Origin of the sequence: Streptomyces sp. MS191 (assembly GCF_008042125.1) — a bacterium.
Taxonomy (GTDB): Bacteria; Actinomycetota; Actinomycetes; order Streptomycetales; family Streptomycetaceae; genus Streptomyces.
This window is the reverse complement of the sequence record NZ_RDBI01000031.1, coordinates 21290-34604: the sequence shown is the minus strand read 5'-3', so window position 1 is coordinate 34604 and position 13315 is coordinate 21290. Positions and strand designations below refer to the sequence as shown.

Sequence of the window (13315 nt, the reverse complement as noted above, 5' to 3'; positions counted from 1 at the left end):
GCGGGCCGGTCACTCGGGTGCGATGTCGATCCGGAGGCCGACGAGGGTCAGGGGCTCGTCAGCAGCGCCGGACCAGGCGGTGAAGCCCCGGGGCTTGGTGAGGGTGACGGTGAAGCGGGGCCCGTTCTCGTACGTGGTGGCCGTCGCCGACGTCCGGCTGCGGGCGGCGAGCGCGCGGGCGGTCGTGCGGAGCGCGTAGGGCTTCCCGTCGGGGTTGGCGACGGAGTAGAAGACGTCCCCGTTGGCGGGCACCGGCGTGCTGTCGTGCGGCGTGAGCGGCTCCTTGTCGGGTGCCGGCTCCGGTCGCCAGGCGCGGGCGGTGTAGTGGTCCCCGTCGGTGAGGTAGGTGTAGCGGGCCCCGCGGAGGGACCAGCCGTCCTCCCCGGTGTGCGCGTGGGCGTGGCGCAGGTCGAGGACGGCCACGCCGTTGGTGCCGAGGACGGTGATGCGTTCGTCGTGGGTTCCGGGGTTGTCGACGACGAGGGCGGTGTTCTCCTCGAGTGCGTAGACCCGGTCGTGGCCCGTGTCGGCGGCCAGCCGAAGGGCGCGTCCTTCCCGGCCGTACGCGCCGGTGTGGGTGTCGATGAGTCCGGAGCGGAGGAAGCCGAATCCGCCCTTCGGGATGTACCCGAGGCGCGTGGGGTCGTCGAAGTATCCGGGTCCGCTGCCGTCGCGGAGGGCTTCGTAGGAGTCGCCTCCGCTGACCATGTCGCGGCCGGAGGCGATCTGCGCTCCCGCGGACGAGCCGGCGACGACGGCTCCGTGGGCGAGCTTGGCGCGGATGGCGGCCAGGGCCTTGGAGTCCTTGTGCCGGTCGCCGTGGAGCAGGGTGGTGATGTACCGGTACTGGTCTCCCCCGCCGAAGAAGAAGCCGGTCATGCTGTTGATCTGATCGACGATGCGGTCGTCGTCGGCGTTGGCCGTGTGGTCGAGGTCGATGGGGATCCACTGGGCGTCGGCGGCGCCGTACCGCTCGAAGAGCGCGCTGTAGTACCTCCCGTTGCAGGCGGAGTTGCTGCACAGGTCGGGGTCGTCGGCGTCCGGGTCCTGGCTTTCGGGGACGGAGGCGGCGGTGATGACGCCGATGCGGGCCGCGGAGCCGCCGGCGCGCTTGATGATCTCGCCGTAGACCTGGGCGTTGTCGTCCTTGAGGCCGCCCCCGACCAGGACGAGCGATCCGGGGTGCCGGTACGCGTGGCTCGGTGCGGCATGGGCTGCGGGGTTCGCCGTCAGGAGTGCGAGTGCCAGTGCGGCGCTGCCGGCGAGGACGACGCGGCGGGCGGGGCGGGTTGTTGCGCGCATGATTCCTCCGGTGGATGGGTGGTGCGCAAGGCCGGTGACGGATCCGTTGCCGGTGGGCGCTGTGGAGAGGCTCGGTCCGGGTCTCCGGGCGGCACGCCGGGGCGATCGGATCGGGTCCGGCCGGATGGGCTGGTTCAAGGGGGCGCCCGGCCGCTCAGCAGGAGCCGGCGCTGCCGAGCGTCGCGACGAGCGTGGCGAGCAGGGCGACGCGTCCGGGAACGCTGGAGGTGTCGAGCCACTCGTCGGGGGTGTGGTCCCCGCCTCCGACCGGTCCGAGGCCGTCGAGGGTCGGCACACCCGTGCCGGCGATGAGGTTGGCGTCTCCGACTCCCCCGGTCGCCGCGGCTCCCAGGGTGATGCCGTAGGCGGAGGCTGCTTGCCGGGCCAGGTCGAAGACCCGCCGTGAGGCCGGGGTGTCCTCCATGGGCGGGCAGAGGTCGAGCTGCTCGACGGTGACGTGGGTGCCCGGGACCACGGTCCGGGTCGCCGCTTCACGAATCGCCTGCGTGACGCGCTGGATGTCGGCCGTCGTGGCGGCGCGGACCTCGATGTGGAGTTCGGCCTCGGGGCAGACGATGTTGGGGCGGGTTCCGGCGCGTACGACACCGACGTTGACGGTGACGTCGTCCCAGGCCGCGTTGAGTGCCTGCAGGTCGACGATGAGGTGGGCCGCGGCGAGTGCGGCGTTGGCTCCGCGTTCCGGCTCGATGCCCGCGTGGGCGGCTCTGCCCGCGATGGTGAGGCGGAAGTCGGCGACACCCTTGCGGGCCACGACCAGGTCGCCGTTCTCCCGGGCGCATTCGAGGCCGAGGCCGTAGTGCATGCCGCGGGCGGTCTCCTCGATGACGGCTCGGCCGGCGGGTGAGCCGATCTCCTCGTCGGGCGCGGCGAGGAAGACCAGTTCGTCGTAGTCGTCGCTGCCGTGGGCGTCGAGGATCTCCAGGGCGGTGAGTCCCGCCAGGAGCCCTCCCTTGTCGTCGCTGACACCGGGACCGAAGGCGAGGTGTCCGCGCATCTCGAAGGGGCGGGCGGCCGCGGTCCCGTCCTCGAAGACGGTGTCCATGTGGCCGGCAAGAAGGATCTTGCGGCCGCCTTCGTTCCGGCGGAGCCGGCCGCGCTTGCGCCCGATGACGACGTCTCCTGCCGGGTGGAGGCCGTCGGCCGGGGCAGGTACGCGCTCGACGCTGAAGCCGATGCGGGCGAGTCGCCACTGGACCCAGTCGGCGACCTTGTTGACGCCTTCGGCGCTGTAGGAGCCGGAGTCGATCGAGACGAGTTCTTCGAGGTCCGTCAGATAACTGCTGTGACGGGCGTGGGCCAGAGCCAGCAACTCCGTGGCGAGCGCGGGCCGGCAGACAGGGGCGCTCACAGGACCTTGGACAGAAACGCGCGGGTGCGCTCCTGCTCGGGCTCCACGAGCACCTGTCGGGGGTCGCCCGCCTCCACGACGACTCCTTGGTCCATGAAGACCGCCGTGTCGCCGACCTCTCGGGCGAAGCCGATCTCGTGGGTGACGACCACCATGGTCATGCCGTCCGAGGCGAGCCGGCGCATGACGTCGAGGACGTCGCCGACGAGTTCGGGGTCGAGGGCGGAGGTGGGCTCGTCGAAGAGCATCAGCTTGGGCTTCATGGCCAGGGCGCGGGCGATGGCGACGCGCTGCTGCTGTCCTCCGGAGAGCTGAGCGGGGTAGTGGCCGGCCCGGTCACCGAGGCCGACCTGGTCGAGCAGGCGGTGTGCGTCCTCGCGTGCCTCCGCCTTGGAGACCCCGCCGACCTTGACGGGGGCTTCGGTGACGTTCTCCAGCGCGGTCATGTGCGGGAAGAGGTTGAACCGCTGGAAGACCATGCCGATGTCGCGGCGGCGTTCGGCGACCTCCCGCTCGCGCAGTTCGTGAAGCCTGCTGCCGTGCTGGCGGTAGCCGACGAGTTCACCGTCGACCGTCAGCCTGCCGCCGTCGACCTTCTCCAGGTGGTTGATGCAGCGCAGGAAGGTCGACTTGCCCGATCCCGAGGGACCCAGGAGGCAGCACACCTGTCCGCGTCCCACCGTGAGGTCGATTCCCTGGAGCACCTCGAGCTTCCCGAAGTGCTTGCGTACGCCCTCGGCACGCACCATGGGGGCGCTCATCGGCCCGCCTCCTTGTTCTTCCTTGCGATCAGCCCGGTGGCTCCGCCGAGCATGCGTTGCAGTGCCGACGTGTGGCCGGCGTGCGTGGTACCGCGTCCGTAGCGGCGTTCCAGCCACGCCTGGGGGATGCTCAGGAGGGTGACCAGCGCGAGGTACCACAGGCTGGCGACGACCAGCATGGGGATGACCTGGTAGTTCTGGGCGTACACGTCCTGGATGTTCGACATCAGGTCGTGGGCGGAGATGACCGAGACGAGGGCGGTCATCTTGAGCATGTTGATGGTCTCGTTGCCCATCGGCGGGATGATGACGCGCATGGCCTGGGGCAGCACGATCCGCCGCATGGTGAGGGCGGGGCGCATGCCGAGGGAATGAGCCGCTTCCGCCTGTCCGGTGTCGACGGACTGGATGCCGGCGCGGACGATCTCCGAGGCGTAGGCGGCTTCGTTGAGGCCGAGCGCGAGGAGGGCTGCGATCGCCGGGGTCAGCAGCGCGTTCGTCTCGGCCTGGAAGAACGTGACGTCGGTGAAGGGGATGCCGACCTTCACGTACTTGTAGAGCGCCGCGGCGTAGCCCCAGAAGATGATCTGGACGAGGAGGGGCGTGCCGCGGAAGACCCAGACGAACGCGGTGGCGAGGCCGTACAGCACCGGGCTGCTGGACAGGCGCATGACGGCGACCAGGGTGCCGAGGCCCAGACCGAGGGCCATGGCCGCGGCGGTGAGCCACAGGGTGGTGGCCAGACCGTCGAAGATCAGGTCGGCGAAGAGGTAGTGGCCGACGACGTCCCAGTGCAGGTTGTGGTTCTTCGCCAGGGAGCCGACCAGGCCGACGAGGGCCAGCAGTGCGGCGGTGGCGGCGATCCAGCGACCGTAGTTGCGGACCGGGACGACTTCCAGGTCCTGAGCGTCGTGCCCGTCGGGGAGGGTGGCGGCAGGCGGCCTGCTTGTGTCGATCATCTCTAGTCGACCGCCGCGTTCTTGGTGGCTTCCTGGACGGCGATCGAGGCGACGCCGTACTTGCTGTAGATGGCGTTCACCGTGCCGTCGTCGATGAGGGACTGCAGGGCCTTCTGGATGGCGTCGGCGAGTCCGGGCAGCTGCTTGCTGACGGCGATGCCGTTCGGCGAGGCGTTGTAGCCGCCGGGCGCCGCGGGGTCCTCGACGAGGTCGAAGGCCTTGCCCTGGTCGGCGGTCTTGGCCACCCAGCCGGCGGCCGGCTTGGTGAGGACCTGGGCGACCACCTTGCCGGACCGAAGGGCGAGCTGGGCGTCGGAATCCTTGGGGAACGTCTGGATCTCGATCTTGCCCTTGGCGGCCTTCGCGCAGTTCGCCTGGTGCTTCTTGAGGAGGTCGAGCTGGTTGGTGGCGGCCTGGACGGCGACCTTCTGACCGCACAGGTCGTCCAGTGTGCTGATCCCGGCCGGGTTGCCGTCGGCGACGAGGACGCCGGAGCCGGACTGGGAGTAGTCGACGAAGTCGACGACCTGCTGGCGCTCCTTGTTGTCGGTGATGGCCGACATGGCGACATCGAACTTGCCTGCCTGAAGGGCGGGGACGATGCCGTCGAACTTCTGGGGGGTGAAGGCGAAGGTCACGCCGAGCTTGCCGCCGACGGCCTGGCCCAGGTCGTAGTCGAGGCCGGTCAGCGCGCTCTCGCCCTCCTTCACGAACATCTCGAAGGGCGGGTAGGGGACGTCCGTCGCGACGCGCACCTCGCCCGACTTCTTGATCTCGTCCGGCAGCAGGTCGTGCAGGGCCTGGTCCTTCTTGATCTCCATGCCGGCGATGGAGACCTTGCCGGCCGCCGCGGGGGCGGCGGTGTCGGTGTCCCCGCATGCGGAGAGGGCGGCAAGAGCCATGGTCGTCGCGGCGGCGGCGGCCGCAACGCGGGTAACACGAGCGTTCATCGGGGTCGAACCTCTCGGGGGTCTCGGCCGACGGTTTCGAGCCGCCGGACTTACACAACGCAAGTTACAGATCATTGGATCGATTGACTAGATGTACCTCACGTTACTTTCATGTAACGCCCCTCCCTGGCCACACCACTCACGATGCACACCTCGCTGACCTGCATTTTTCAAGACGCCCCACACACGAAGCGCCGAAATGAGCAATACATCTTCCGCGCAACCGCGTTGGCTTGTATGTTCCGCTACCAACTCCGGAACTCGCGTCGGGTTGACCTCATGCCGCTCCGACCCTCGCGATCACGCCGTAGCCGACACCTCCACCACGAACCCACCGGGAGCCTCCATGGCCTCACGCATCGCCCGCAGAACCGCACCAGCGGCGGCCGCCCTGTCACTGCTCGCCCTGACCCTGACCTTCACCGCCGAGCAGCCCGCGAACGCCGCGGCCAACCGGATCCGCCTCGGCGCGACCACAGACGTCAGCCGAAGCTCGTGGAACGGACCGGCCTTCACCATGAACGGCGCCGGCGCCGTCGTACCGGCCTCGATGAACAGGGCCATCGACGAGATCCGCGGCGGCACCGGCACCATCGACGTCGTCGTCCTCGCCGGCTCGGCCCCCACGTCCGGAAGCCCCACACCCGAGTGCGACACCGTCATGGGCCTGACCGGCGTCAACTCCTGCACCACCTGGACGCTCACCAGCGCCAGCGACGGCAACAACAGCCAGGTCAACACCGACGTACGCAACGCGGAGTTCGTGTACTTCGCAGGCGGCGACCAGTGTCGTTACGCGGCCTGGAAGGGCACCGCGCTGGAAGCCTCCGTCGAGTCCGTCGTGGCCAAGGGCGGCGGATCGGGTGGCGGCAGCGCCGGCCACCACATCAACAGCCCCCTCGTCTATGACGCCTGCAACGGCAGCGTGACCAGCAGCGAGGCGCTCGCCAACCCCTACGACCGCTACGTCAGTTTCACCACCGGCATGTTCCAGTGGGCCAACTACGGCGGCGTCATCAACGACTCCCACTTCGTGACCCGGGACCGCATGGGCCGGAGCATGGCCTTCGTCGCCCGCGCCCTCAAGGACGGCCTCACCACCGGCGGCGCCGCGTGGGCCGTCGGCGTGGAGGAGGGGGGCGGCTCCCTCTTCATCGACCGCAACGGCGTGGCCACCGAGTACGGCAAGGACGCCTACGTGATCCTCGGCGACCACCAGCCCGAACAGGCAGTCGACCGCAAGCCGCTCACCTACTCCGGCTTCAAGATCTGGCGCCTGGCCCCCGGCACGACGTTCGACTTCAAGAACCGCCCCACCTGCGGCTACTACCTGCGCAGCGTCACCAACGGAGTCGCCGACGCCAACCTCTACAGCGGCACGCCCGTGACGAACTGCGGTGGCGCGGGGGCCACCACCCTCGCCGAGACCGAGCCCAACGACACGCGCGACACCGCCGACGACGCCACCACCCTGGCCTCCCCCGCCACCCTCACGGGCTCCATGAAGTCGACCACCGATCGTGACTACTTCAAGGTCACGCTCGCCTCAGGACAGACCGCGTCCGTCCAGTGCGCCATCCCCGCCGGGTACGACGCCGACCTCTACTGGCTCGACTCCGCGGGCAGCACCCTGGAGCGCTCGGTGAACAACGGCGCGGGCGCCGACGAGTCCCTCGCCTTCACCCGGACCGCTTCCGGAACCGGCACCTACTACGTGGAAACGGAGGCCTACAGCGGCTCCGGCAGCTCCACCTACAGCTGCTCCGTGACCAGGAGCTGATCGCCCGCCCGCTCACGACCCGACGCCGGCCCGGCAGCCGCTGGAACCGGCGGGCCGACCCTGTGGACCTCGGGGCCTCCTCGGCTCCGAGGTCCCGGGTCCTCCGTCAGCGATGCGGGTGGGCCAGCCGGTCCGGATCGAGCAACTCGTCGAGCTCCTCATCCGTCAGCAGACCGCTCTCGGCAGCCAGCTCCCGGACGGTTCGACCCGTCGCGAGCGACCGACCCGCCAGCTCCGTCGCCTGCTGGTATCCGAGCGACGGGTTCAGCGCGGTCGCCAGCACGGCCGAACCCTCCACCTGTGCGCGCAATCGTCCCTCATGGGCCTCGATACCCACGACGCACCGTTCGGCGAGCGTCCGGCACGCGGCGTCCAGCCGATTGAGGGAGTTGAGCAGGAGATGCGCGATCAGCGGCTCGAAGGCGTTCAACTGGAGCTGACCGGCCTGCCCGGCCATGGCGACGGCGGCGTCGGCGCCGACGACGTCGAAGCAGACCTGGTTGACGGCTTCGGGGACGACCGGGTTGACCTTGCCCGGCATGATGCTCGACCCCGCCTGCAGCGTCGGCAGCCTTATCTCCCCGAGCCCCGCTCGGGGCCCTGAGCCCAGCAACCGCAGGTCGTTGCAGATCTTCGACAGGCGGAGGGCGAACTGGCGCAGTGCGCCGGAGAGCTGGATGAATCCGCCGACTCCCTGGGTGCTCTCGATGGGATTGCGGGCCTGTCGCAGCGGCACACCGGTGAGGGCGGCCAGATGCGTCAGGGCGGCTTCCGCGAAGCCCGGGTCGCAGTTCAGTCCGGTGCCGATCGCCGTCCCCCCGAGATTGATCTCACCGAGGGCGTCCACCGCCTGCCTGACGAGTAGGGCATCGTCCCGCACGGTGAGCGCGAAGACATCGAACTCCTGCCCCAGCGTCATGGGCACCGCGTCCTGCAGCTGCGTCCGGCCCAGTTTGACCGTCTTGGCGAACGCCCCGCCCCGCTCCGTCAGGGCACGAGCAAGAATGCTCATGCCGTCGAGCAGATGGCCCGCGGCGTCGCGCAACGCGAGTCGGACCGCTGTGGGATAGGCGTCGTTCGTGCTCTGCGCGCGGTTGACGTCGTCATGGGGATGCAGATACGCGTACGCGCCACGAGGGCGTCCGAGGTGCTCGAGAGCACGGTTGGCGATCACCTCGTTGGCGTTCATGTTCGACGAGGTACCGGCGCCCCCCTGAAGGACGTCGACGACGAACTGGCCGTGCAGCGCGCCGCCGCGAATCTCCCGGCACGCCGCGATGATGGCGCCCGCTCGGTCCTCGGGGATGGTTCCGAGGTCCCGATGCGCGAGGGCTGCCGCTTCCTTGACCGTCGCCAGCGCCGTCACCAGCTCCGGGTGGGCGGACAGCGGGATGCCGCTCAGGGAGAAGTTCTCCAGCGCCCGCAGGGTGTGGATCCCGTAATAGACATCGTCCGGGACGAACCTCTCGCCCATCAAGTCGCGTTCCGTGCGCTGCGAACTCATGCTCGCCCCTTTCGTCGAGAGCAGTGCCTGATCCTCGCGGCACCCGCCAAGTATCAGACACTACATATCGACACGGCAAGGCTTCATCTGAAACGCGTGTTACTTTCGGCCGGAGACGATCAGCGCACCCCCTGCCACTCGCCCGTCATGTGATCGCCCGGTTCGACGTCCCGAGCCCGTGAGATCACGCACCGCCCGATGCCGGACTGCTGGAGCACAGGCCGGCCGGTGCCTCCACGCTGCCCCGCCTGCACGGCAGTTGCGCGTCTCGGACGCTCAGCCGGCCCATGCCCAGTCGGTGACCTCCGGCAGGTCGGTGCCGTGGACCCGGATCCAGTCGTGGTGGCGCAGTCGGACGTCCTCCATGTCCTGGCGCAGAGCAGCGGCGCGGCCCCCGAGCCCGGGGACGCGGTCGATGACGTCCATGACCAGGCGGTACCTGTCGAGGTCGTTGCGGACGACCATGTCGAACGGCGTGGTCGTGGTGCCGATCTCCTGGTAGCCGCGGACGTGGAGGTTCGGGTGTCCGTTGCGTCGGTAGGCCAGACGGTGGATCAGCCACGGGTATCCGTGGTAGGCGAAGACGACGGGCTTGTCGGCGGTGAACAGGCCGTCGAACTCGAAGTCGCCCATGCCGTGCGGGTGCGCCTCGCTCGGCATGAGGCGTGCGATGTCCACGACGTTGACGACCCGGACACTGAGGTCGGGCACGTGTCGGCGCAGGAGTTGCGCGGCCGCGAGGATCTCCTGGGTGGGCACGTCACCGGCGCACGCGAGCACGACGTCCGGTTCCCGGCCGGTCGCCGCTTCGGTGCCCGCCCATTCCCACATCCCGGCTCCGCGGGCGCAGTGGGCCCGAGCCTGCTCCATCGTCAGCCAGTCGAAGCAGGGTTGCTTGCCCGCCACGATCACGTTCACGTAGTCGCGGCTGCGCAGGGCGTGGTCGGCCACCGACAGCAGGGTGTTGGCGTCCGGCGGCAGGTAGACCCGGACGGCCTCCGGGCTCTTGTTCAGGACGTGGTCGACGAAGCCGGGGTCCTGGTGCGAGAAGCCGTTGTGGTCCTGGCGCCACACGTGTGAGGTCAGCAGGTAGTTGAGGGAGGCGATGGGCACGCGCCAGTGCAGGGCGCGGGTGGTGCGGAGCCACTTGATGTGCTGGTTGACCATGGAGTCGACGATGTGGGCGAACGCCTCGTAGCAGGAGAAGAGGCCGTGGCGGCCGGTGAGGAGGTACCCCTCCAGCCAGCCCTGGCAGGTGTGTTCGGAAAGGATCTCCATCACGCGGCCGTGGCGGTCGAGGTGTTCGTCGACGCCCAGGAGATCGGCCTGCCATGCCTTGCCGCTGGCGCCGTACACCGCTTGCAGGCGGTTGGAGGCCGTCTCGTCGGGGCCGACGAGACGGAAGTCGCGTCGGTCCGCGGTGGCTCGCATGACCTCTTCCAGGAACTCGCCCAGGACGCCGGTGGGTTCGTGGCGCGTCGCCCCGGGCTCGTCGACGGGCACGGCGTACTTCTCCAGCGGAGGCAGCGGCAGTTCGCGCAGCAGCAGCCCGCCGTTGGCGCGCGGGTTGGAACCGAGCCGACGGCTGCCGTCCGGGACACAGGCGAGAACGTCGGGGCGGGGGTGACCGTGCTCGTCGAAGAGCTCCCCGGGGCGGTAGGAGCGCAGCCATCCCTCCAGCTGCCGCAGGTGGTCCGGGTTGTCGCGGACGCCGGCCAGCGGAACCTGATGGGCGCGCCAGGTGCCCTCCACGGGCAGGCCGTCGACCTCGGCCGGTCCGGTCCAGCCCTTCGGCGTGCGCAGGACGATCACCGGCCAGCGGGGGCGGGCGGTGGCGCCGCCCTCGCGCGCGGCACGCTGGAGGGCGGCGACGCGGTCGAGGGCGGTGTCCATGGCCTCGGCCATGGCCCGGTGCACGGCGGCGGGATCGTCGCCGGTGACGTGGACGGGGTCATGCCCGTAGCCCTTGAGGAGTGCGTCGAGTTCCCCCTCGGGGAGCCGGGCGAGGACCGTCGGGTTGGCGATCTTGTAGCCGTTGAGGTGGAGCACCGGCAGCACGGCGCCGTCATGGACGGGGTCGAGGAACTTGTTGGAGTGCCAGGACGCGGCCAGCGGACCGGTCTCCGCCTCACCGTCCCCGATCACGCAGGCGACCACCAGCCCGGGGTTGTCGAAGGCGGCGCCGTACGCGTGGGAGAGCGCGTATCCCAGTTCGCCGCCCTCGTGGATCGAGCCGGGCGTCTCGGGGGCGACGTGGCTGGGCACCCCGCCGGGGAACGAGAACTGCCGGAACAGCCGCGCCATGCCGTCCGCGTCGCGGCTGACGTCCGGGTAGATCTCGCTGTAGGACCCCTCGAGCCATGCGTTGGCCAGCACGGCCGGACCGCCGTGGCCCGGCCCCCAGACACACAGCGCGTCCAGGTCGCGGGCCTTGACGACGCGGTTCAGGTGGGTGTGGACCAGGTTCAGGCCGGGTGAGGTTCCCCAGTGGCCCAGGAGCCGCGGCTTGATGTGTTCCGGCCTGAGCGGCTCGGTCAGCAGCGGGTTGGCGGTGAGATAGATCTGTCCGACGGCCAGATAGTTGGCGGCGCGCCAGTGGGCGTCCAGCCGCCTCAGCTCGTCGTCGGTGAGCGCGGGGGACACGTGCTGCGGGTCGGCGGACATCCCGGGGGTCCTTCCGGATCGACGTTCGCGGTACGGGCCGTACCTCATCACCCTGCCCCACCGGACGGCCCGTACGACAGGCCCGATCAGGCAATCCCTCCGCCGGCCCCGTCCTGCGCGGGGGTGACGAGCGTCGTGCGGAATGACCGTGGGTCCGCCGGCGGGGGGCGGCTCCCGCTGGACGGGCGGGTGGCTTCGTCGGCGGTTCGCCGTGTGGCGCCTTGGCAGGCGCCACGGCCCCTGGGTGAATGACTCCGGCAGCTCGAACGGCAAGGGCGGGCTCGTCTCTCGGCCCCACCTGCGCGCCCCCCGAACAGGTGGGGCCGAGTACCACCCGGTCCGGCGCTACACCGCACGGGCGGAGGCAGCCCGGGCAGAGGACGTGGATCGATGCCGTGGAGCTCGAGAAGCGGGCGATACGACCAGCACGCGCGCCGGTGACTCGACCGCCTCCACCGCTGTGGAGGGCGGCGCCGCGGGAGGACTTCTAGGGTTGTTGCTGCTCGTCGCGCGCGTCCTGCGCGCGTTTCCGCCACTCGCTCGCACTGCATCCGAAGTGTTCGCGGAACCACCTCGAGAATGCGCTCGGCGACGAGAAGCCCAGCAGGCCCGCCACCTCCGAGAGGGAGCGAGCCCGGTGAGCCACCAGGCGTGTCGCCAGCCTGACGCGCGTCGCGTCGAGCAAGGCGGAGAACGACAGACCTGAGGCCGCCAGCCGGCGGTGCAACGTACGGCGGTCGACGTGGAGGCTGCGCGCGACGTGCTCGATGGAGCACCGACCGGTGGGCAAGGATGCCTCGATCAGTGCGCGCACCCGATCCTCCGGTGTCGTCTGCGCCGGTTGATCCATGACCAGGTCGAGGTACTGGCGGGCGTAGGCGAGGAGTTGCGGGTCTGCTTCGGGATTCAGTGTGTCCAGGTCGTCGGCGTACAGGACGATGCCGTTGAACGGCCGGTCGAATTCGACCTGCGGGCCGAGCACGCTCCTGTGGTCTTCCCGACCGCCTGGCACCGGATGGGCGAAGCACACGGTGAGAGGCCGCCAGCCACTGCCCAGGGAGTCACGGAGAATGCGGTGGTAGGCGCCCACAGCCAGTTCGACGGCCTGCCGTGCCGGAACTGTTTCCGGCAGACGCAGGTTCACAACGATCGTGGCCAGGCCGCCCTCCTCGCTCAGCGAGCAGTTCAGGGCCTCGTTGTAGAGGCTCTGATGACGGAGCAAGACCTTGATGGCGCTACGAAGATCCGGCTGCTCCCGGATGACCAGGCTGATGGGGCCGAGCGTCGAAAGGCGGCGCAGACCGGACATCTCCAGCGCAAAGGCAGATCGGTCGGTTGCCTCGGCGGAGATCTCCAGCAGGCGGGCGACGGCGCTCGCGGGAATCCATCGATCCTGGTTCGCCAGGGTGCCGGGCTCGAGGCCTACGCGTGCCATGAGTGACTCGGCGGAGACGCCCAGAGAGCTGCAGAGGTCCTCATATCCGGTCAGTGCCGCACTGCGCATGAAAGGTTCCATGGTGCCCTCACCTCATCAAAGCATTCCCTCGGCCACCCTTCTCGGCATCACGCACCGCGCAGGCCGGGAAACCATGTGTGCGCACCATCGGGTCCCGGGCGGGCGGACTGCATCGCTTCCCGTCGACTCCATGCACGGGATGCCCCAAATGCTCTTGACGTCGCGGGACACGTTCTTGCCGGATCGGGACACGCTCGGGATGCCGCGGCTCACGTGGTCGGGGGACGAACGCCGCTCCACCGAGGAACCGAGTGAATCACTACGGGCGTCCGGCCCCGCATCGGCTCCGGGCGACCCGTAATCCCGCTTTCCCCGACTGGAGTTGGATCAAGGAAGACGCTGGTCCAGCGGCTGCCCCCTCCCCTACGCGAGACGTCTCCGAATGATCACGAGGCTTCCGGAGCCAGGATTGCCGGGCCATCACCCCTCTGACACGCTGCGGCACCTGTCCCTTCACGTTCCGTTGCCATCCGGCACCCACAGCAAGAGAGGTACCCGTGACGCCACGGC

The 13315-nt window shown here is 69.7% G+C and carries 9 protein-coding genes; 1 reads left to right on the top strand and 8 read right to left on the bottom strand.

Annotated elements, in window-relative coordinates:
- Positions 1-9: 9 nt before the first annotated feature.
- The 5 genes from EAO71_RS03635 to EAO71_RS03615 form a co-directional block, all read right to left on the bottom strand.
- Positions 10-1302 (bottom strand): cyanophycinase, encoded by a 1293-nt coding sequence (locus EAO71_RS03635; protein WP_147976307.1) that lies wholly within the window; start codon positions 1300-1302, stop codon positions 10-12.
- 154 nt (positions 1303-1456) lie between these two features.
- Entirely contained in the window at positions 1457-2671 is a 1215-nt protein-coding gene (locus EAO71_RS03630; protein ID WP_147976306.1) for a M20 family metallopeptidase, read from the bottom strand.
- Positions 2668-3420, bottom strand: coding sequence for an amino acid ABC transporter ATP-binding protein (locus EAO71_RS03625; RefSeq protein WP_147976333.1), 753 nt, complete (start codon positions 3418-3420; stop codon positions 2668-2670). Before EAO71_RS03625 ends, EAO71_RS03630 begins: the two co-directional genes overlap by 4 nt.
- An 8-nt stretch (positions 3421-3428) precedes the next feature.
- Positions 3429-4391, bottom strand: a complete 963-nt coding sequence (locus EAO71_RS03620) for an amino acid ABC transporter permease (protein WP_147976305.1) — start codon at positions 4389-4391, stop codon at positions 3429-3431.
- A gap of 2 nt (positions 4392-4393) precedes the next feature.
- Entirely contained in the window at positions 4394-5341 is a 948-nt protein-coding gene (locus tag EAO71_RS03615) for an ABC transporter substrate-binding protein (RefSeq protein WP_187282546.1), read from the bottom strand.
- 346 nt (positions 5342-5687) lie between these two features.
- Between EAO71_RS03615 and EAO71_RS03610 the strand changes: the two genes are divergently transcribed.
- On the top strand, positions 5688-7121 hold the full coding sequence (locus EAO71_RS03610; protein WP_261991975.1) for a pre-peptidase C-terminal domain-containing protein: 1434 nt from the start codon (positions 5688-5690) through the stop codon (positions 7119-7121).
- A gap of 106 nt (positions 7122-7227) precedes the next feature.
- Here EAO71_RS03610 and EAO71_RS03605 read toward each other — a convergent pair whose 3' ends face one another.
- From EAO71_RS03605 to EAO71_RS03595, 3 genes are all read right to left on the bottom strand, one after another.
- A complete protein-coding gene (locus EAO71_RS03605; protein ID WP_147976304.1) occupies positions 7228-8625 on the bottom strand; it encodes an aspartate ammonia-lyase in 1398 nt (465 codons plus the stop codon).
- A 276-nt stretch (positions 8626-8901) separates the two neighbouring features.
- Positions 8902-11289 (bottom strand): phosphoketolase family protein, encoded by a 2388-nt coding sequence (locus EAO71_RS03600; protein WP_147976303.1) that lies wholly within the window; start codon positions 11287-11289, stop codon positions 8902-8904.
- 487 nt (positions 11290-11776) lie between these two features.
- The gene (locus EAO71_RS03595; protein WP_147976302.1) at positions 11777-12805 is read right to left on the bottom strand and encodes an AraC family transcriptional regulator; all 1029 of its coding nucleotides are present in this window, start codon (positions 12803-12805) and stop codon (positions 11777-11779) included.
- Between the last annotated feature and the right edge of the window lie 510 nt (positions 12806-13315).

Coding starts and splice junctions, on each gene's coding strand:
- EAO71_RS03615 (WP_187282546.1), bottom strand. CDS start 5,341: ATGAACGCTCGTGTTACCCGCGTTGCGGCCGCCGCCGCCGCGACGACC.
- EAO71_RS03620 (WP_147976305.1), bottom strand. CDS start 4,391: ATGATCGACACAAGCAGGCCGCCTGCCGCCACCCTCCCCGACGGGCAC.
- EAO71_RS03595 (WP_147976302.1), bottom strand. CDS start 12,805: ATGGAACCTTTCATGCGCAGTGCGGCACTGACCGGATATGAGGACCTC.
- EAO71_RS03610 (WP_261991975.1), top strand. CDS start 5,688: ATGGCCTCACGCATCGCCCGCAGAACCGCACCAGCGGCGGCCGCCCTG.
- EAO71_RS03635 (WP_147976307.1), bottom strand. CDS start 1,302: ATGCGCGCAACAACCCGCCCCGCCCGCCGCGTCGTCCTCGCCGGCAGC.
- EAO71_RS03605 (WP_147976304.1), bottom strand. CDS start 8,625: ATGAGTTCGCAGCGCACGGAACGCGACTTGATGGGCGAGAGGTTCGTC.
- EAO71_RS03625 (WP_147976333.1), bottom strand. CDS start 3,420: ATGGTGCGTGCCGAGGGCGTACGCAAGCACTTCGGGAAGCTCGAGGTG.
- EAO71_RS03600 (WP_147976303.1), bottom strand. CDS start 11,289: ATGTCCGCCGACCCGCAGCACGTGTCCCCCGCGCTCACCGACGACGAG.